The organism is Flavobacterium sp., from assembly GCF_031423415.1.
In the GTDB taxonomy this organism is placed as follows: Bacteria; Bacteroidota; Bacteroidia; order Flavobacteriales; family Flavobacteriaceae; genus Flavobacterium.
On record NZ_JANPFL010000132.1, the window covers coordinates 1 to 21,851 of the forward strand.

The following is a 21,851-nucleotide window of genomic DNA, read 5'->3' on the forward strand; positions in this document are numbered from 1 at the left end:
CAGCTGTCCGAAAACAGATTTACTAGAAAAATAATTACTTTTACTCATCGTTTTTTGTCTTTTGCAAAACCAAATTACGATTTTAATTGAGAAGCCATTTTTATGGCTTCTTTTTTATTTACTTTTATCGGACAACAATGAAACTTAATGAAAGTAAATTGTTAAAAACCACCTGAGATATGTTTTATTTAAAAAACAATGCAAACAGATGGTATTAAATTTATAAACTTTAAATAGTACTATGCTTCAACAGCAACAGCTTCTAATGAAGGTCCAGCAGTAACTAAACGTTTTCCGTCTTCATTACCTGTATATTGCTCAAAATATTTGATATAACGAGCAGATAAATCTTTCGCTTTCTCATCCCATTCCTCTTTATCCGCATAGGTATCTCTTGGGTCTAAAATCCCTTCGCTTACATTTGGTAATGCAGTAGGAAAAGTTAAATTCAAGAAAGGAATAGTTTTAGTTTCCGCCTTATTGATATCGCCATTGATGATGGCATCAATAATAGCTCTTGTGTTTTTCAAAGAAATTCTTTTTCCTGTGCCGTTCCAACCTGTGTTTACAAGATAGGCTGTTGCTTTGTGTTCTTTCATTTTACCGATTAATGTCTTAGAATACATTGTTGGGTGTAATGTTAAGAAAGCTTCACCAAAAGCTGGTGAGAAAGAAGGTTCTGGAGCAGTAATTCCTCTTTCGGTACCCGCTAATTTAGAAGTATATCCACACAAGAAGTGGTATGCCGCTTGATCTTCAGTAAGAACTGAAACTGGAGGCAAAACCCCAAATGCATCAGCTGATAGATAAATGATTTTACTAGCGTGACCTGCTTTTGAAGGCAAAACAATTTTACTAATATTGTATATTGGATAAGAAACTCTAGAGTTTTCAGTTATTGAATGATCATAATAATCAATTTCTCCATACTCATCTACGATAACATTTTCTAACAAAGCGTCTCGTTTGATGGCTCTCCAAATGTCTGGTTCGTTGTTTTGGCTTAAGTCGATAACTTTTGCATAACATCCACCTTCAAAGTTGAAAACGCCATTGTCATCCCAGCCATGTTCGTCATCACCTATTAAATATCTTTTTGGATCAGCAGATAAAGTAGTTTTTCCTGTTCCAGAAAGACCAAAGAAAACAGCAACATCTCCTTCTGGACCTACATTGGCAGAACAGTGCATAGAAGCCATACCTTTAAGAGGTAAGTAATAGTTCATCATGGCGAACATTCCTTTTTTCATTTCGCCACCATACCAAGTCCCACCGATAATTTGAATTTTTTCGGTAAGATTAAACATTACATAGTTTTCAGAATTTAATCCTTGTGCTTTCCAGTTTGGATTAGTTGCTTTAGAAGCATTCATTACAACGAAATCTGGTTCGCCGAAGTTTTCCACCTCGTATATAGAAGGTCTGATAAACATATTAGTTACAAAGTGAGCCTGCCAAGCTACTTCCATTACGAAACGAACTTTAAGTCTGGTGTCGACGTTTGTTCCGCAAAAAGCATCTACTACGTATAATTTGGGAGAGGTAGAAAGTTGCTCTAATGTAAGTGCTTTTAAATCGTCCCAAACTGCTTTTGTTGTTGGATAGTTAGGTGTGCTAATTCCGGATTCTTTATCCCAGCAAATAGTATCTTTAGTTACATCGTCTTTCACTATATATCTATCTTTTGGAGAACGTCCAGTGAAAATTCCTGTTTTAACAGCCACACATCCTGTATCAGTCAACGCTCCTTTTTCGAAACCTTTTCTTTTATGCGATACTTCTGCTTGGAACAATTCTTCATAAGAAGGATTATATGATACCTCGTGATAGCCTGTAATTCCTAAACTGTGTAATTCCTGAATAATTTTAATGTTTTTCATGATTCAATTTTGTTATTTGTGTTATCCTTTAAATTCTTTACCAAAATTAAGAAATTCTCATCCAATAAACCTGATAATTATCATATTTCTAACAAATCTACGAAAACGATTTCTTTATTATCAAGGGTTAGCGGGGTTTTTATATGATAATTATCATAGCAACTAAATTATTTATGACTAAATTTGACAAAGATAAAATTAGCGGCTTATACATCTCACTTACTCAATTATGCTAGACGATTCTCAAAAAATAATCGAAGACAGAAAAGCGCAATCCGTGCTAAACCTATTGACAGAGATTGGAGAAATGATGATTACTAGTGGTTCCCATTCAGCAAGAATTGTAAGAAACTTGGAAAGAATTGCCAAAGGATTAGGATACAATTGCGAATTAGTTTTGACTTACACAGGAATTGTAATTTCCGTACATAAACAAAATAAGTTTAAAGCCCACACTCTCGCTAAGACTATAAAAGGAAAAGGATTAAACTTCGAAACCATTTCTGAAATCAGTATTTTGTCTTGGGATGTTCTTATTAATAAAATTTCAATTCACGAAATTAAATCTATATTAAGACAAATTAAAGATAAGAAAGTGTATTCTGATTTACAATTATATGCCTTAGTTCCTTTCGCAAGTGTCGCTCTTTGTATGTTATTTGATGGAGATTGGCTTCAATCTATACTAGTTTACTTCTCTACTTTATTTGGCTATTACATAAGAAGATCTATGATGCTTAAACATCATAATCATATGGTAGCTTTCTATATTGGCGCCACCATTTCGACTCTTTTTATACACTTTATAGGCGTATTTTTCAATATAAAAGTCAAGGAAGCCTTAGTCGTATCTGTGTTATATCTTATTCCTGGAGCAGTTATGATCAATTCTTTTATTGATTATTTAGAAGGGTATTTCGAATCTGGTACAGCGCGTTTAATTTATAGTTTAATGCTTGTCTTAATGATTTCTTTTGGTTTTTTTACCTCCGCAATGATTTTTGATATACCTGTGGTCAATACATTATTTCTATTTGATTTTTCGCAAGTACAAGCACATATAAAAGAAGCTTTTGAACCGCAAGGTTTCTGGATTGTAGTTTCCAAATTGATTTTTGGAGGTGTTACATCATTAGGATTTGCATTAATGTTCAATACTCCTAAAAGAGCTTTATGGACTGTTTTTATATTAGGAGCTGTTGGCTATTTAATAAAATTTATGTTGCTTACAGAATTAGAAATGAATCTTATTTTATCAATCTTTATCGCTTCAAGTTTTGTAGGGATTTCCGGAATGTACTTTGCGCATAGAACACATACACCGCCAATTATTTTTATGATTCCTGCTGTAATCAATATGATTCCAGGATTGTTAAGTTACGAATTTATGATGGGAATGATTGATTGGATAAGTAATGACAAAGGTCAGAAACCACAAGTTGAAGAAGTAATTCAAACTTTTTCTTATGGCATTTCGACCGTATTTATTCTTTTTGCCCTTGCTTTTGGAGTTGCTTTTCCAGTTGTTGTATTCAAATCCTACAGCGTAAAAGGAAAAGATTTGAACGTTTTGATTAAAAAGTTATTTATTAGGAATAACGAATAAGCTCAATTATTAAACTAATTTTTAAATTGAAATAGTATGTTCGAATGGTTTAGATTTTTATTCAGTCCGACCGATGAACCCGAAATGACGCAGTCATTGATTGTATTATTCTTGGCAATAAGTGTTGGTTTCTTTGTTGGTAAAATTAAATTTGGAAAAATTTCCTTAGGAGTCTCTGCCGTAATGTTTGTTGGTCTTTTTCTTGGTCATCTTGGCTTTACAATGAATGCTGAATTACTCCAATTTGTTCGTGAATTTGGGTTGATATTGTTTGTTTATGGAATTGGAATTCAAGTTGGTCCCACTTTCTTTTCGTCCTTCAAAAAAGAAGGATTAGTTTTTAATGCACTGGGAGTTGGAACTGTATTTTTGGGTGGAATTATTACCTATTTAATTCACATAATTGCAAAAATAAAAGTAGAAAATGCGGTGGGTTTAATGTCGGGTTCTGTGACCAATACTCCAGGTTTAGGCGCTGCAAAATCGACACTTATTGAAATTCAGAAACAACTGAATCTTCCTATGGATCATTTTTCTGACCCAGCGATTGCCTACGCTATTACTTATCCTATTGGTGTTTTTGGGATTATTATATTGATTATTCTATCTAAAAGTTTTTTAAAAATTGATTTAGCCAAAGAAGAAAATTTACTTCATGAGAAAAATAAAGACTCTGAGAATAAAATCGTTCGTCAAAAATGTAGGGTAAAAAAACCTGAAGTTTTTGGAAAAACAATCAAACAAGTTTTTAAAGAATTCAAAATTGAAGACGTAATCATTTCAAGACAAAAGCATAGCGGAACGACAGTTGTATATTCTCCTTCTTTAGATACAGTTATTAATGACAAAGATGTCTTAATGGTGGTAGCCAAACAAAAAAACATTACACATTTTATTGATGCTGTTGGTAAAGTTTCAACCGATTTATTTATTGAATCTGAAGAAGATGTTACCACAAAAATCATTAGTGTCACAAGAAAAACGGCTACTCACAAAACCTTGGCACAATTGGATTTGTACAATCAGTATGATGTGCGAGTTACCCGCGTTATTCGTTCTGGATTAGAACTTCTGGCACAGCCTTCATTAGAATTGTTTTACGGAGATACATTGATGGTTGTGGGAAATCGACAAGCCATTGCAGAAGCTGAAAAAATTATTGGAAATTCTAAAAAAATACTTTTAGAACCTGATTTTCTTTCTCTTTTTGGAGGTTTAATATTCGGCGTTGTTATTGGCTCTATTCCGTTTTTTATCCCGTCGTTGCCTGTTCCTCTAAAATTAGGATTGGCTGCAGGACCACTTTTAGCCGCTTTATTCATTAGTAGATACGGCGGTGTTGGCGTTATTCACTCGTACATAAATAATGGTGCCATTCACTTTATGAAAGATTTTGGAATTTGTTTATTCTTTGCTGCAGTAGGAATTAAAGCAGGTCACGGTTTTGCCGATAGTTTTATTGAAAATAACGGCTGGATGTGGATTTATTACGGTTGTTATATTACATTTATTCCATTGACGCTTTTAGTACTAATTAGCCGATTTGTTTTTAAACTTAATTTTTATCAAATGGTAGGGATTATGAGCGGTTCTTATACTGATCCAGCAGCCTTGGCTTTTAGTACCAAATATTTAGATTCTGATATTCCTAATCAATCGTATGCTACTGTTTATCCATTGGTAACCATTAGCAGAATTTTAGTTGCCCAATTACTCATCTTGCTTTTTGCGAGTTGATACGCTATTTATTCAATCAAAAGGGACTATTTCACAAATTATGAATAGCATAGGGAAAACGCATTAAAATTGTTTTCATAGTTTTTTTACACAAATTACACGAATTCGCACGAAAAAGACATATTATAAATTTCACAAATCTGCCATTGGCAGATAATATTTGTGTAATATTTAAAATTAATCGTAATAATTTGTGACAATTTGTGAAATTCGTGTCTAAATTTTTGTAATGCGTTTGCTTTAATGAGTAGCCCCTTTTACGTCCCAAAATGATATTTTATTGTATTGAATTATTTTGACCCTATTCTTTCTCGAGGGAACTTGACCAAATAAGATGTGTTATAAAATTAATTAAAAAAAAAACAATCATTTGTGACAGAAAATAAACTTTAAAAATGTATCTTAATTTTTTTATAGTATCTCCTAATTCAATTTCATAAAAACCTTTTCTAATTATGTCAAAATCAAACAACTTTGAGAAAAACGCACTAGAATTACATAATTTAACTAACAAGGAGCTTATAAAGAAGGCTGAAAATTTCTCTAAACAATATTGTGTTGGCAAAGGCGATGATTTTCGTTTAAAAAAATATGAAACCAAAGCCAGTTTTAATTTAGATTCAGATGACAAATCATTCGTAAAAGAAACTTTGCAAATAGGTGTTGATGCTTTGGCAGCAATGCAAGACATTTTGTATGCCCAAGACAAGTGGTCGCTTCTAATAATTTTTCAAGCGATGGATACTGCAGGAAAAGATGGCGCTATCAAGCACGTAATGTCGGGCGTAAATCCTCAAGGATGTCAGGTGACTTCGTTTAAAGCACCAAGTTCAGAAGAATTAGACCACGATTTTTTGTGGCGTTGCCAGCAGCATTTGCCAGAACGCGGACGCATTGGTATCTTTAATCGTTCGTATTATGAAGAAGTATTGATAGTTCGAGTACACGAACAAATGCTGATGAATCAAAAATTGCCCGAAAAATTGATTACAGCAACTATTTGGGAAGACCGTTTTAAAGACATTCGCAATTATGAAAAATATTTGAATAGAAACGGAATAGTTGTTCTTAAATTTTTTCTAAATGTTTCAAAAGAAGAGCAAAAAGAACGTTTCATAGAGCGTATTGATAACCCAGACAAAAACTGGAAATTCAGCGCTGGCGATGTCAAAGAGCGCGAACATTGGGACGAGTATATGCACGCTTACGAAGAAATGATTAAAAATACCTCGACCGAAAAAACGCCTTGGTACGTTATTCCTGCCGATGACAAATACTATGCTCGTATTGCGATTGCTTCTGCAATTATTGCTGCACTTGACGAACTCGACTTGGAATATCCAACGGTAAGTGACGAACAAATTGCAGAATTGCAAGCCATAAAAAAAGTTTTATTGGACGAAGATTCAAGTGACAATAAGTAATGCGTGTGGATTTTAAAATAAAATTTTAAAAATGCAGCCACAATAAAGGTGGTCATCACCTGCTTCCCACAAAAAAGACCCACTTGGCAGCAGGTCTCTCACTATTATGCGTCAACTATCACAGTACTAAACAGGATTTTCTGGTGATTCAGGATCTTCACCTGAGTCCGTATTATAAATCACATAATCATTATACTTTGCCACATTTTTGGATGCCCAAATAGACTGCCCTGTATTGGTATATTTTACTAAAGTAGTGTAAATAGCATTGCCCCCTTCTACCCTACTTTCTTGCTCAATATCTCTATCCGAAATTTTTAAATTCATACTGATCAACTCCTGTTCTAAATCATCTCTTATGGCTTTCAAATTGTTCAACATTGCGGCAGTTAAGCCGTGAGCACCCAAATCGGGAAGCATATCAGTTCCTACTCTAAACACTCTTGATGCTACCACCAGAAACTGTGCATCCGATTGTTTTGATAAAGCCTCGGTACCAAATTTTTTATATTTAGCCGTGTTGTCCTCATATTTCAAAACTACTCTACTCATTACACCACGGATAGCCTCTTGCAGTTGGTTGGCAAGCGCATCTTTAGTACCAGTTGCTTCAGTTTGATCACTTACCAATTCTACATCAGTAACACCCTCACTAAAAAGATTGGTTTTACTTTCCAGTTCATCGACCATTGCGGCAGTAATGCCAAATTCAGTAAATGCTGCTGCATCACGGCGGACAAAAGCAATTTTTGCATTGACGGTGGTTACTAATTTCCCATCCGAGAAATTGTACCCGCGTACTACTTCTTTTTTCTTCATAATTTCATTTTTTTTTTAGTTAATAATATCAAAACTAGTTATTTACAAATACATAAAAAAATAAAATAGTAATTATTTTCTGAAAAAAAATCATCCCTACACCCTCAGTAAACCATTTTTGGCTCTCAGAAGTAGGTTATTAACGCTCCGAAGCAAGTATCACAGTATCAGAAGTAAGAAAAACAGTTTCAGAAGTAAGAATTTAGTCGTCAGATGAGCGTTTGCGACTGTCCGAAGATTGTTTGTAGTAGTCCGAAGACCGTTTGCGGGCATTTTTTGAGCTTCTGAGCACCTCTAGCGTTCTTTTTTGAGCATTTTACCCGTTTCCGACAGCAAAAGCTATTTTTGTAAAAGTAAGTATCGCTTTTTGAATACTCGATGGAGAATGAATGGTACTGCAGCTGTAGTCTTAGAAAATAATAAAGGAGTAACGGATGGAAATCTTTGATAACCTTAGGAATAATTTTATATATTTGGGGAAGAATGGCATTTTATCTACAGAAACTTCAAAACAGAAAATAATAATTATGAATTCTGAAATCAATAGCGAAATAAGCAAACCTAGAAATCCGAAATTAGCTTTTATTTTAGCATTGTTTGGAGCTGGATTTGGTCAAATATATAATGGTCAAATTATAAAAGCAATTATATTTCTAGTCATAGAACTTCTTTTACCTGTCTTTTATGGCTTAACAAAATTAGGAACGTTTTTTGTTGGATTCATTTCTATTTTAGTAATTGGTTTTTTATTTAGAATTTATCTTATTTATGATGCGACTACAAACTCAAAAAAATTAAAAAACTTTGAACCTAAACCATACAATACTTGGTATTATTTTGTTGGAATTATACTTGGAATTTATACAATACTTTGGTTTTATGATACTAATTCAATTGTAGGAGTTAAAAGTTTTAAAATCCCAACAACTTCAAATGAACCAACTATAAAAGTTGGAGACAAACTTATCGCAGATTTAAAAGCTTACGATAATATTAAACCAAATTATGGAGACATTGTGATCTTTCAAAAAAAAGATAGCTTACATCCTTGGATTTATAGAATAGTTGGATTACCAAATGATAGACTTGAAATTCAGAACAATTTTTTAATTATTAATGGAAAAAAATGTAAAACCTCATTTATTAAAGAAACAAAAAGCGAAGAATTTGATGTTAAAGAATATGAAGAAGAACTACCAAATGGTCATAAACATAAAATTTATACATTTAAAAAACCTTTTGAAGATAACGAAAATGGAGAACACGAAATAATAATTCCTAAAAACAGCTATTATTTAATGGGCGACAATCGTGATAACGCAATGGATTCAAGATATATTGGCGTTTTAAAAGAAGACGAAATTAAAGGGAAAGTGGTATTTAGTTATTGGGGGGAAACTAATGACAGAATTAATATTGATTTTAGAAATAAATAAAAATACTCCCAATGGTGTTCGCCTGCGACGATTTCCTTCTAAATTAATTAATCAAATCGTATCGTTTGCAACGCGGTTTATGATCACAATAGCACGCCGCTCACTCTCAAATCCTTTCGTGTGAAATAATGCAATTTCTCACCCCCCGCTCTCCGAAGTGTTCATCAAAAAAAGCAATCTTTCTTATAAGTTGGGATGCTGTGCGAAGTCTCCCGACTTCGTACCCATCCCAATAGGCAATAAACACGATACAAGTATGTATTTGTAGTAAAACAACCGCTCTCCGAAGTGTTCATCAAAAAAAACAATCTTTCTTACAAGTTGGGATGCTGTGCGAAGCCCCGCTCTCCGAAGTGTTCATCAAAAAAAGCAATCTTTCTTATAAGTTGGGATGCTGTGCGAAGTCCCCCGTTCTCCGAAGTGTTCATCAAAAAAAGCAATCTTTCTTATAAGTTGGGATGCTGTGCGAAGTCTCCCGACTTCGTACCCATTCCAATAGGCAATAAACACGATACAAGTATGTATTTGTAGTAATACATCAATATATTTGAATAAAAAAATTATGACTGACGGATATAAAATAAGAGACCAAACGCTACCACATTTTGTAACGGCAACAATTGTTGATTGGGTTGATGTTTTTACAAGAAAAAGCTACAGAGACACAGTTGTGGAATGTCTGGATTTCTGCATTGCAAATAAAGCAATGGTTTTGTATGGGTATGTGATTATGAGCAATCACTTACATATGGTGGTACAATCTGGCGATGGAGAGTTATCGAATTTGTTGCGAGATTTCAAGAAATTTACGGCTTCAAAAATTATCGAAAAGATAAAATCAGAGCCAGAGAGTCGGAGAGAATGGATGTTGGAACGCTTCAAATTGGCAACAAAAAGCCATTCCAGAAACAAAAATTATCAGTTTTGGCAGTATGGCAATCATCCTGAAGAAATTTATGGTAACAAATTTATGTGGTCAAAGTTGGATTATATTCATCTCAATCCTGTTCGCGCAGGTATTGTCGAGAAAGCCTCACAGTATATTTATTCCAGTGCCAGTAATTATGTTTCTGATATAGGCTTGTTAAAAATCGAAAAAGCAGACATTACCATTGTTGATGTTTTGAATTTGAATAATTTTACCAGATATAATGAATATTGAGTTTGACAAAGTTGTAACTGCAAATAGGAATGGGTACGAAGTCGGGAGACTTCGCACAGCATCCTACTAAATAACAGTTACATTTTCGAGAAGACTTCGGAGAGCGGGATAAAATCCCGCCCATTGTAAATCTGCAAAATGTTGGCTGTCGATTTCATGCTTCGTTTAGAATTAGTTGTAATCGTTTTGGGAAAAGTTTGCTTCGTTTACTTTTTGTTGAAAAACGTGGAAAAAAAATAGCGTTATTATTTACTGAAAAACTTCGAAATTCTCCCCATCAAAACTGGCGAAAACCATACTAGGATGTGAATCTTGATGAAATACATTTCCTTTATGGTCTATCCCAATGGCTCCCGCAAAACCATCGTAAGGTTTGAGTTCGTTGAATGTTTTGGTAAAAGCCTCTTGAATTGAAAAGCCATCGGTAACTCGGGTGACAATTTTGGCAGCGGTTGCATTGCTTACAATATCTTCGCCAACACCAGTCAAACTAACGCCACAAAATGCGTTGGCGTAATTCCCCGCAACTGTTGCAGAATCTGATATTCGTCCCGGAATTTCAAAACCTTTTCCGCCTGTTGATGTGGCAACGGCTAGTTTTCCATTGGTATCCAAAGCAACACAACCTACGGTGCCCGTTCCTGATGCTTTGCGTTTTGCTTCGTATTCAGCTCGGCGTTGTGGAATTTCAGTTGAATACTTTTCAAACCCATTTTGTCTGGCAAAATGCGTTGCACCGCTTCCGCCAAGAATTCTATCGTCATACTGCAACAAAACTTCGGCGACTTGAATGGGGTTTTTTACTGCTTCAATATTGATAACGCCGCTCATTTTTTGAGTTGCACCATCCATTAAAGCGGCACTCATTCGGATCTTTCCATCACTTTGAATTTGAGAACCAAAGCCCGCATTAAACAATTCATCATCCTCTAGCAGTGACACAGCATAAACCACTGTTTCTAGCGCAGAATGTGTTTTCAAAAACTCATAAGAATCTTTTACAATTCTTTCTAAAGCCTGTTGTTTCGCTACTTTGGTTTCGTGATTCGTTGATGATTCCGAGAAAAAACCACCGTGGATTATTAGTTTCATTTATTGGGTGTTGGGTGTTGGGTGATGGGATTTTATTGGACTTAAACCAAAAAACCAAAATCTAACACCTGTTTATACGTATTGCGAAGAATGAATGTGCATTTTGAAAGTATCCAAATTGAAAGTGTCAAATTTGCTCATCACATGCGTCACAAGATGATTGATGGATATGGGTTGTCCCAACTCAATTTGGGTTAAATTCGTGTCTTTTATTTCGCGACCATCCACCAGAATAACCAGTCCAGAACCGAGGGCTTCCATTTGTCTCCCCTTCGTAATAAGCAAACCTGTATCTTCTCCAAGTCCTATTCCTAAGACTTTAGGATTTCCAACCACCGCTTGAAATAATCTTCCGATTCTACCTCGCTGCACAAAATGGGTGTCAATAACCACATCGTCTATCAAACCTAAACCGCTGGTGATTTTTACTTCGCCTTTCAATAATGCTTCCGAGCTGCTTCCCTGATATATCATATTATTGGACGCTGCTGCAGCTCCAGCTGAAGTGCCTGCGTAAATGAAATCTTCATTCCTGTATTTTTCCACAAGAATGTCGTGAAATGGAGTGCCACCTAGAATAGAAGTCAATCGCAATTGATCGCCACCTGTAAACATAACCACGTCAGCTGCTTTTAATCTTTCTAGAGTTTCCAGATCATTCGCCTGCTCCCGTCTTACAATATCCAAAACATCAACATTATTTGCTCCCAAATAACTCAACGCTTTGACGTATTCAGGACCAATTTCTTTCGGAATTTTTGATGCTGTCGTCACTACTTCAATGCGAGATAGTTCTTTGAATTTTGACTCGTCAATAATTCTTTTTAAAATTCCAGTTTCAAAAAAATTCAAGTTCTTGGCAGCATTTTTATCGAAATCAGTTTCTGTAAAACTTCCTTTGTCTACCGCACCGCCTATTATTATTAGTTTTCCAAGTATGTTCATTTGGTAAAAATAACCAAAAACATAAAGTGAGCAATTGATGTCTTGTTTTTTTTTAAAATATTTATAACAAAATAAAGTTCATAATTTTAAACCCGATTAATTTTGATAACAAACTTAAAAAATCTAACTTAGTTGAATTATAGTATATTTTTTGAATATAAATTCCAAGCTATTGTTATTGAAATTTAAAAAATGACTATTTTAAAACTCTTTCTAACAATCAATTATCTCAATTATAAACTTTTTTTATGAAAATATTAAAAATTCAAGCGCTTCGTGGTCCGAATATTTGGAGCATTAAAAGAAAAAAATTAATCCAAATGCGTTTGGATTTAGAAGAAATGGAACAATCGCCCACTAATAAAATTGATGGATTTAAAGAACGATTAGAAGCTATGTTCCCTACTATGATTGAGCATCGCTGCTCGGAAGGTTGTCGAGGCGGATTTTTTATGCGCTTGGAAAAAGGAACTTGGATGGGACACGTTATTGAACATATCGCACTCGAAATTCAAACTTTGGCAGGAATGGATACGGGTTTTGGAAGAACAAGAGAAACCAAAACTCCAGGAATCTACAACGTTGTTTTTAGTTATACCGAAGAAAATGTTGGTCTTTTTGCTGCCGAAAGTGCAGTTGCCATCGCCGAAGCATTAATAAAAGGAGTTCCTTATGATTTGGATACCGATTTGCAAAAAATGCGTGAAATCCGAGAACGGGTTCGCCTTGGACCAAGCACCGGAAGCATTGTTGAAGAAGCTGTAAACCGAGATATTCCTTGGATTCGGTTGGGAACAAATTCCTTGGTACAACTGGGTTACGGCGTAAATCAAATGCGTTTTCAAGCTACTATAACGTGCAAAACTAGCAGTATTGCCGTGGATATGGCGTGCAACAAAGAACTTACTAAGAAAATGCTTGATATGGCTTCGATTCCTGTAGCCAGCGGAGATATTTGTGTTGACGAAGAGGATTTAGAAGCCACCATAAAAAAAATTGGCTACCCGATTGTCTTAAAACCATTGGATGGCAATCACGGAAAAGGAGCTTCTATTAATGTAACCAATTGGGAAGATGCTGTTTCTGGATTGGCTTTTGCCAAAAAATACAGCCATCGGATCATCGTAGAAAAATTCATTACCGGTTTCGATTTTAGAGTTTTAGTGATTGATAATAAATTGGTTGCAGCGGCAAAAAGAGTTCCTGCTCATGTTATCGGTAACAACGAAAATACGATTCAAGAATTGATTGACCAAACCAATCTTGATCCACGACGTGGTTATGGTCACGAAAATGTATTGACTCAAATAGATGTCGATCGCGATACCGAAGATTTATTAGAAAAACTAAATTACACTTTGGAAACCATTCCGAAAAATGATGAAATTGTTTATCTCAAATCGACTGCTAATTTAAGTACTGGCGGTACTTCTGTAGACATCACCGATATGATGCATCCAGAAAATATATTTCTTGCCGAAAGAATTTCAAGAGTCATCGGATTAGACATTTGCGGCGTGGATATCATGGCCGAAAATTTGACGCAACCGCTAAAAGAAAATGGAGGCGTCATTCTCGAAGTCAATGCCGCTCCAGGATTTAGGATGCACCTTGCTCCTTCTGAAGGGTTGCCAAGAAATGTGGCCGCACCCGTTATTGATATGCTGTATCCTCCGGGAAAAACCTGCCGCATTCCCATTATTGCGGTTACGGGAACCAATGGAAAAACAACCACTACCCGACTTTTGGCGCATATTGTGAAAAATAATGGCTACAAAGTAGGTTTCACTACATCAGATGGAATTTACATCCAAAACCATATGATGGAAAAGGGAGACACTACTGGTCCATTAAGTGCGGAATATATTTTGAGAGATCCAACCGTTGAATTTGCCGTTTTGGAAACCGCTCGTGGTGGAATTTTGCGCTCTGGTCTTGGCTTCAGCCGTTGTGATATTGGGATAATTACCAATATCCAAGAAGACCATTTGGGAATAAGTGACATTCACACCCTTGATGATTTGGCACGTGTAAAAAGCACTGTGGTAAAAAGTATCAAAAAAGACGGTTGGGCGATTTTGAATGCCGAAGACGAACAGTGCGTAAAAATTGGAGCTGAACTGGATTGTAAGGTTGCCTACTTTAGTATGACCGAAGAAAATCCGTTAATCAAAAAATTATGTGCCGAAGGTAAAATCGTTGCTGTTTATGAAAACGGATTCATTACCATCAAAAAAGGCGAATGGAAAATCAGAATCGAACGTGCCACACATGTTCCATTAACCCTTGGAGGCAAAGCAAAATTTATGATTGCCAATGTGCTTGCAGCCACGTTAGCCAGTTATTTATGGGGGTTCAAAACAGAAGATATTAGCTTGTCCTTGCAAACTTTTATACCGAGTGCGGCACAAACTCCGGGACGAATGAACATTTTTGAGTTTAAAAAATTCAAAGTATTAATTGATTTCGCCCACAATGCTTCAGGGTATAGAGGAGTTGAAGAGTTCTTAAATAGTGTAGAAGCAGCGAAAAAGATTGGAATTATTGCGGGCGTTGGTGATCGTCGTGATGAAGACATAAAAGAATGTGCAAGTATAGCTGCACGAATGTTTGACCACATTATTATTCGTCAGGAAAAATACCTTCGTGGTAGAACAGAAGAAGAAATCATTGCATTAATAATGGAAGGAATTAAAAATTCAGGAAAAAGTATTACTTATGAAATTATTCCCAAGGAAACAGAAGCCATCCGACACGCCATTGCTAGTGCTGAAGATGGAAGTTTTATAACCGCTTTAAGCGATGTGGTAACCAATGCAATCGAAATTGTTCAAGAATATTTGGACAAGGAAAACGAATCTGAAATCAATTAATTTTTTACTTTAAAATTCATAAAAGCCACTTAAAAGTGGCTTTTTTTTAATGTCATTTTCTAATTATAAACTTTTTCTAGACAAAAAAAGGCTTTGACAACAATCCCTTGGTGGGCTTACCCCATCTTCTTTTCTTAAAAATTTGTTCATAACTTTTTGCAATTAACACCTGAAAAATTTTGTTAAAACCGTTTCGTTTTATTTATTTTTACAAGGTTGATTTTGTAAAGAACTTCACGCAAGTAGGTAATACTATTGTAACAAAAAAAAGCCAATGCTGAAACAAGCAAGTAAATTAGTAAAACAAGCAATTATGAAAACAAAAATTACCTTTTTAGCTTTTTTATGTAGCCTATTCTCTTTTGGGCAAGTGGGAACCGTCTTCATAGCGGATGGTATTAACTACAAAATTACGGCAGCAACAACTGTTGAGGTTGGCACAAATCCTACTACCCTTTCAGGAGCTTTTACTATTCCTGAAACTGTACCCTATAATAGTGCAAATTATCAGGTAACGAGTATTGGTAGCTATTCATTTAGCAGTTGTAAAAGTTTAACTGCGGTAAATATCCCCAACTCTGTAACTAATATTGGTAACAATGCATTTGATGGCTGTAGTGGTTTAACCTCGATTACCATCCCTAGCTCGGTTACCAGTATTGGTTCATATTCGTTTCAGGGTTGTAGCGAGTTAACTTCGATTACTATCCCTAACTCGGTGACTAGTATTAGTAGCTATGCATTTTGGAGTTGCATAAATTTGACTTCTGTGACTATGCCCAACTCGGTTACTAATATCGGCAGTAATGCCTTTTCAAATTGCTATAACTTAAAATCGCTTAATATCCCCAATTCGGTTACCAGTATTGGTTCCTACGCGTTTACCTCTTGTCACGGTTTAACGGCATTAACTATACCGAACTCCGTTGAAAGTATTGGTGATTATGCATATAGTAATTGTTCTAATATATCTTCTGTGGCATTCCCCAATTCACTTATCAGTATAGGCACTTATGCATTTGGTGGATGTTCAAGTTTATCTTCGGTAAAAATCCCCAATTCTGTAACGAGTCTAGGCGTTTATGCTTTTTTTCAGTGTATCAGCTTAACTTCGGTTACTATCTCTAACTCGGTAACCAGTATTGGATCCTATGCTTTTGAGCTTTGTTCTAAATTAACTTCTGTCACGGTAGAGTGGACAACACCTTTGTCTATTACCCCAGATGTATTTAATACACTTGATCTTTCTACTAGGAAACTAAATATACCTGCAGGAACTTTAATGGCTTATAAATCTGCCCTGGTCTGGAAAGAATTTGGTACAATTGCTGAACCACCAGTTGTAGGACTTTCTTTTAAAGTAAATGGGATCAATTATTATGTAACAAAAGCAACTTTGCCTTACGAAGCAGAGGTGGGAAGCAATCAATATTTTGCTGGTGTAGCTACTATCCCAACAACGGTATCATCTATTGGAAATTCATTTACAGTAACAGCAATTGCAAACAGTGCATTTTTAAATTGTAGTGGTTTAACAGCGGTTACTATACCCAACACAGTGACTTATATTGGTGATTCTGCTTTTGAGTCTTGTGGTTTTTTAAAAGTGGTTAATGTTCCCACGTCAATAACCAGTATTGGTAATAGTACATTCAAAGATTGTCAGATTTTAACAGCCGTCACAATACCCACTTCAGTAACGACTATAGGCAGAAATGCTTTTCAGGGATGCCTTAAAATAAAGTCGGTAACCATTCCAAACTCGGTAACAAGTATTGGTGATCTTGCATTTTATGGTTGCTGGTCATTAACTTCAGTTATTATCTCCAATGCAGTAAAGAGTATAGGTGTAAGCTTGTTTGCGCATTGCAAAATATTAACTTCTGTTTCAATACCTAGCTCAGTCACTAGCATAGGTTCCAAAGCATTTCAGGGATGCACCAGTTTAACTTCGGTGACTATCCCAAACTCGGTTACTACTATTGGTGAATTAGCCTACGAGATATGCAGTAGTTTAACTTCGGTTACAATACCCAACTCAGTAACTTCTATTGGCATTTATGCGTTTGGTTATTGCTTTAATTTATCTTCAGTAACTGTAAATTGGACAACTCCTTTACCCACTTATCGAGATGTTTTTAATGGATTAAATCTTTCTAAAGTTACTTTAAATGTTCCGCAAGGAACAGAACAAGCCTATAGATCTGCTTTAGTTTGGAGGGATTTTGGTTCATTTGCTACTTTATCAACAAACCAATTTTCCGTAAACACGCCCGTAACATTTTATCCTAACCCCACCCAATCTCAAATTAATTTCACTCAAGAAATCCATACCCTAGAGGTGTACGACATTCTGGGTAAAAAAATAAAATCGTTCCAAAATCCTAGCACCAATTATGATGTTGCTACCCTACAAAAAGGAGTTTATGTCCTAAAAGGAACAACAATGAATGGGAAAAGTATTAATGAAAAATTAGTTAAGGAGTAATACAACAACAACAACAACAACCCAGTCAGGGTTCAAAACCCTAACTGGGTTAAAAGAAATAACAACTGCTGCCATTAGATAAATGACCTAAGGAACACCACTAATGGCGTAAGGAAAGCTAAAACGACGTAAGAAACGATACAAATGACGTAAGGAACGATACAAATGACGTAAGGAACGATACTAATGACCTAAGGAAAGCTAAAACGACCTAAGGAACGATACAAATGACCTAAGGAGCACCACTAATGACCTAAGGAACAATAAAAACAACGGAATGAACACTTAAAAAATACTAACCCTAAAATTTTTAATTATGAAAAATGGAGGCTTTTCAATCAAAATCGAAGAATATGCACCACTAGGAGACATTATTCTTTTCAACTACACCCGCGATTTACCAACAATCGTAACGCGCTACCCAAAACTCAACGAAGCATACAAAGCGAGTTTTGCCACCAAACTAGAAAACATCAAAACCCAAGAAAAAAATCTAGTTAAATCAAAACAAAAAAAAGAGATAACCATAAGCCTTTATGAGGAAGCTGATACACTTGTAGAAGAACTAGTCTTCGTCAAAGACTATATCAAAGACGCAGGACTAGACAACCGCATTGTTACCGCCCTGATCCACGACCTTCGCAGCCGCAACATCGAAGGCGCTTGCGACAAAATAGAAACCCTAAAACAATACATACAAGCCAACCAAGCCCCAATTGTAGAAGAAGGAATGGCGCCCGAATTCCCGACCACACTAGAAGCCCATAAAACTAGCCTCGCACAAAAAAACAAAGACCAAAAAACAATCAGCGACAGCGGTATAGTACTAACCGGAGACAACAACAGCAACTATACCGACCTTTATAACGACATTATAAACATAGCCGACAAAGCCAAAAAAGTCTTCAAAAACACCCCTTTTGAAGACCAATACGTAATTTCAAAAATCCTACAATCCATGCGTTCATCTAACAAAGGTGGCGGTGCAACCACACCAACCTCATAATACCAAAAACGCTTACAAAATAGTCCAAAAAACAAGACTATTTGTCACTCCGTAGGAGTCGCAACGCACGAGAGTCGAGACGCTTTAGGTGCTTACAGCATAAACTTGACAAACGGGGTAGTAAAATTGGATTAAGATATAATAATGTTTTGTATTATGTAACCTTACATAATAACCAAAAAAACCACCAAAAGCAATTTTGGTGGTTTTTTGGTTTGCAAAAACGGAGATGCGCTGCATTTTTTATGTTTTCTGTTTCTTTTTTCTAGCAGCTGGAAACAATACATTATTCAAAATCAATCGATACCCCGGAGAATTAGGGTGCAAATCAAGTACCGTTGCCGGATCGCCTACTCTATGTTGATAATCTTCTGGATCGTGACCACCATAAAAAGTAAACATGCCTTTGCCCTTTTCACCGTGAATATAACGTGCCTCGCCATTGAGTTCGCAGGTTCCCATTATCAGTATATTCGATTTAATAAGTGCAGGATCGAAAGCAGTGGTTTGTCCCATAAATCCTTTTATAAGTTGCGTGTGATTTTGGCACAGCATACTTGGTATTGGATCCCATTTTGCCGAAAATTCCATTAAAGTGAAATAGTCTTTTTGCATAGGAAGCAGTACTCTTTTTTCGGTCATATCAATATTCGAAAATTCATAATGTTCTGGTTTTCGATCTAAAATAAAATCTTTGAATGCAAAAGTATTGGTATAATTTATTTTGGACTGGTAATTCGATTCACTTGCATCACCATCAAACATCGATTCACAAATATCAACTCCGTCGGCAGACAAAGCGATATCAAAACTATCCGTCGCAGAACACATGGCAAACATAAATCCGCCACCAATTACAAAATCTCGGATTTTTTTGGCTACTGCCCCTTTTTCTTGCGACACTTTATTGTAACCCAATTTGGTTGCCAAAATTTCGGAATCTTTTTTTTGTTCGATATACCAAGGCGAATTCCTATTGGAACCAAAAAATTTTCCATATTGTCCTGTAAAGTCCTCGTGATGCAAGTGCAACCAATCGTAAAGTATAAGCTGGTCGCTTAAAACTTCCTCGTCATAAATGGGTGTAAACGGAATTTCAGCATACGTCAAAACTAGTGTTACAGCATCGTCCCAAGGTTGTTTTCCTTTAGGTGTATAAACAGCAATTTTTGGCGCTTTTTCAAGTGCAACCGCCTCCATATTTTGAGAAGGACTGGATATATCCGCTAGAATTTGATTGGTTTCGGCATCACTCAACACTTCAAAACTTACGCCTCGAATTTGGCATTCTTTACGGATTTCGGGAGCATCCGTCAATAAAAAAGAACCTCCACGATAATTGAGTAACCAACTCGCTTTGTATTTTTTTTCGATACACCAATAGGTGATTCCGTAGGCTTTAAGATGGTTTTGCTGTGTAGTTTCATCCATTGGCAATAAAATAGACGAAGCTTTTGCCGAAAATGAAATCAGGATTAGGAAAAGTAATAATAGTTTTTTTAATATCATTTAGATGATTTTATATCAAATATACGAGTTTTTGTTTGGCTCTAACACTAAAAAAAAACGCTAATTAGCAAATTTTAATTTATTTTCTAAAACGGCATTTCATCATCGTCATCGTTATTCAAATTACTACCAAAGGCCTCATTTGGAGATGGAAGATTTTTGGTTTGGAAAGGATTATCATCGTGATTCATCTTGGATGGTAAATCATCGAAATTTCCACCATATTCTTCAATATTATCAAATTTACCAAGGTGTCCAATAAATTTCAAACGAACATTTTCAAGAGAACCATTACGATGTTTGGCAATAATAAATTCTGCTTGCCCAGCCGATGGCGTTTGCTCTTCATCGTCCCACTCGTCTATTTTATAATATTCTGGTCGGTAAATAAACGAAACAATATCAGCATCTTGCTCAATCGCACCCGATTCACGAAGGTCGGACAGTAAGGGTCTTTTGCTTGAACCACGAGTTTCTACAGCACGAGATAATTGAGATAAGGCAATTACGGGAATATTCAATTCCTTTGCCAACGCTTTTAAATTTCGGGAAATGGTTGAAATTTCTTGTTCTCTGTTCCCACCACCTTTTCCGTTTCCGCCTGCCGTCATCAATTGCAAATAATCGACGATGATGATCTTAATTCCGTGCTGTGAAGCCAAACGTCTGGCTTTTGCCCGTAAATCAAATATAGAAAGCGAAGGCGAATCATCAATATAAAGCGGTGCTTTTTCTAAATCTCGTACTTTCACACTCAATTGTTCCCATTCAAATTTTTCTAATTTACCAGTTCTCAATTTCTCCGAAGACAAACCGGTTTCTGAAGAAATCAACCTTGTAATCAATTGCACTGAGGACATCTCTAAGGAAAATAACGCTACAGGATGCCCAGAATCGATTGCAATATTTCGTGCCATCGAAAGTACGAAAGCAGTTTTTCCCATACCAGGTCGAGCAGCGATAATAATCAAATCACTGGGTTGCCAACCTGATGTAATTGCGTCTAGTTTTGTAAAACCTGTTTCTACTCCGCTTAATCCTTTCTGATTTGCAATTTCTTCAATTCTTTTTTTCGCTTGTAAAACTAAACTTTGAGCGGTTTCCGAACTTCGTTTTATATTTCCTTGAGTAACTTCATAAAGTCTTGATTCAGCTTTGTCTAATAAATCAAAAACATCTGTTGTTTCATCATAAGATTCTTCTATAATATCCGAAGAAATACGTATTAAGCTGCGCTGAATAAATTTTTGGAGAATGATTCTGGAGTGAAATTCAATGTGAGCAGAGGATGAAATTTTTTGAGTAAGCTGAATAAGATACAAATCACCTCCAGCCAAGTCTAATTTTGCGTTTTTTCGCAACTGAGCCGAAACTGTTAATAAGTCAATGGGTTGAGTATCTGTAAACAACTGAACGATAGCCTCAAAAATATATTTATGCCCTTCTTTGTAAAAAGCATCAGGTTGTAAAATGTCAATTACTTCATCGACTCCTTTTTTGTCAATCATCATCGCACCAAGTACAGCCTCTTCTAGGTCTATAACTTGAGGTGGCAACTTCCCTTTTTCAAGGTTGATGATCGTTGATTTATCTATTCGAATTGGGTTTATACTTTTGACATTTTCCATAGAGCGAAAGTAAACAAAATTAAAAAAACATTCCTATGGAGTTATTACAAATAATTGTTAATAAACAATCTTTTTTTGTTAATAAGCCAAAAAAAATCCGAAACCATAGACTGCCCCCAAAAAGTTAGACACTATTTGGGGGTATTTTTATGGAAAGAAAAGTCAAGTATGATTATGCATTTAAGCTTGAATGCGTAAAATTAATTTTAGAAAAACATTACTCTTGTAATTATGTTTCTACACAAA

14 protein-coding genes are annotated in these 21,851 nt (G+C 35.6%); 8 read left to right on the forward strand and 6 right to left on the reverse strand.

Going from position 1 to position 21,851, the window contains the following annotated elements:
- Positions 1-239: 239 nt before the first annotated feature.
- Positions 240-1,880, reverse strand: a complete 1,641-nt coding sequence (pckA, locus tag RMO83_RS11990; RefSeq protein ID WP_310559933.1) for a phosphoenolpyruvate carboxykinase (ATP) — start codon at positions 1,878-1,880, stop codon at positions 240-242.
- Between the two features lie 229 nt (positions 1,881-2,109).
- On the opposite strand from pckA, the gene RMO83_RS11995 reads away from it, so the two are divergent.
- The 3 genes from RMO83_RS11995 to RMO83_RS12005 all read left to right on the forward strand — a co-directional run bounded on the left by RMO83_RS11995 (position 2,110) and on the right by RMO83_RS12005 (position 6,647).
- Positions 2,110-3,486 carry a threonine/serine exporter family protein gene (locus RMO83_RS11995; RefSeq protein WP_310559934.1) on the forward strand — a complete coding sequence of 459 codons (1,377 nt, stop codon included), beginning with the start codon at positions 2,110-2,112 and terminating at the stop codon, positions 3,484-3,486.
- A gap of 36 nt (positions 3,487-3,522) precedes the next feature.
- Entirely contained in the window at positions 3,523-5,223 is a 1,701-nt protein-coding gene (locus RMO83_RS12000; RefSeq protein WP_310559935.1) for a putative transporter, read from the forward strand.
- A gap of 455 nt (positions 5,224-5,678) precedes the next feature.
- On the forward strand, positions 5,679-6,647 hold the full coding sequence (locus tag RMO83_RS12005) for a polyphosphate kinase 2 family protein (protein WP_310559936.1): 969 nt from the start codon (positions 5,679-5,681) through the stop codon (positions 6,645-6,647).
- Positions 6,648-6,773: 126 nt separating this feature from the next.
- Here the strand turns inward: RMO83_RS12005 and RMO83_RS12010 are convergent, their stop codons facing one another.
- Positions 6,774-7,466, reverse strand: a complete 693-nt coding sequence (locus tag RMO83_RS12010) for a hypothetical protein (RefSeq protein ID WP_310559937.1) — start codon at positions 7,464-7,466, stop codon at positions 6,774-6,776.
- 527 nt (positions 7,467-7,993) lie between these two features.
- Here RMO83_RS12010 and lepB point away from each other — a divergent pair.
- Together lepB and RMO83_RS12020 are read left to right on the forward strand one after the other, a co-directional pair.
- Positions 7,994-8,902: a signal peptidase I gene (gene lepB, locus RMO83_RS12015; RefSeq protein ID WP_310559938.1), complete on the forward strand. Its 909-nt coding sequence runs from the start codon at positions 7,994-7,996 to the stop codon at positions 8,900-8,902.
- A gap of 562 nt (positions 8,903-9,464) precedes the next feature.
- Entirely contained in the window at positions 9,465-10,064 is a 600-nt protein-coding gene (locus RMO83_RS12020; protein ID WP_310559939.1) for an REP-associated tyrosine transposase, read from the forward strand.
- A 249-nt stretch (positions 10,065-10,313) separates the two neighbouring features.
- Here RMO83_RS12020 and RMO83_RS12025 read toward each other — a convergent pair whose 3' ends face one another.
- On the reverse strand, positions 10,314-11,156 hold the full coding sequence (locus RMO83_RS12025) for an isoaspartyl peptidase/L-asparaginase (RefSeq protein WP_310559940.1): 843 nt from the start codon (positions 11,154-11,156) through the stop codon (positions 10,314-10,316).
- A gap of 72 nt (positions 11,157-11,228) precedes the next feature.
- Complete coding sequence (locus RMO83_RS12030) at positions 11,229-12,101, reverse strand: cyanophycinase (RefSeq protein WP_310559941.1); 873 nt, start codon at positions 12,099-12,101, stop codon at positions 11,229-11,231.
- A gap of 248 nt (positions 12,102-12,349) precedes the next feature.
- Between RMO83_RS12030 and cphA the strand changes: the two genes are divergently transcribed.
- The 3 genes from cphA (at position 12,350) to RMO83_RS12045 (ending at position 18,468) form a co-directional block, all read left to right on the forward strand.
- Positions 12,350-14,974, forward strand: a complete 2,625-nt coding sequence (gene cphA, locus RMO83_RS12035; RefSeq protein WP_310559942.1) for a cyanophycin synthetase — start codon at positions 12,350-12,352, stop codon at positions 14,972-14,974.
- A gap of 313 nt (positions 14,975-15,287) precedes the next feature.
- Positions 15,288-17,462, forward strand: coding sequence for a leucine-rich repeat domain-containing protein (locus tag RMO83_RS12040; protein WP_310559943.1), 2,175 nt, complete (start codon positions 15,288-15,290; stop codon positions 17,460-17,462).
- Between the two features lie 316 nt (positions 17,463-17,778).
- Complete coding sequence (locus RMO83_RS12045) at positions 17,779-18,468, forward strand: hypothetical protein (RefSeq protein ID WP_310559944.1); 690 nt, start codon at positions 17,779-17,781, stop codon at positions 18,466-18,468.
- Between the two features lie 243 nt (positions 18,469-18,711).
- Here RMO83_RS12045 and RMO83_RS12050 read toward each other — a convergent pair whose 3' ends face one another.
- Together RMO83_RS12050 and dnaB are read right to left on the reverse strand one after the other, a co-directional pair.
- On the reverse strand, positions 18,712-19,977 hold the full coding sequence (locus tag RMO83_RS12050; RefSeq protein WP_310559945.1) for an asparagine synthetase B: 1,266 nt from the start codon (positions 19,975-19,977) through the stop codon (positions 18,712-18,714).
- Positions 19,978-20,063: 86 nt separating this feature from the next.
- Positions 20,064-21,605 carry a replicative DNA helicase gene (gene dnaB, locus RMO83_RS12055; protein WP_310559946.1) on the reverse strand — a complete coding sequence of 514 codons (1,542 nt, stop codon included), beginning with the start codon at positions 21,603-21,605 and terminating at the stop codon, positions 20,064-20,066.
- Between the last annotated feature and the right edge of the window lie 246 nt (positions 21,606-21,851).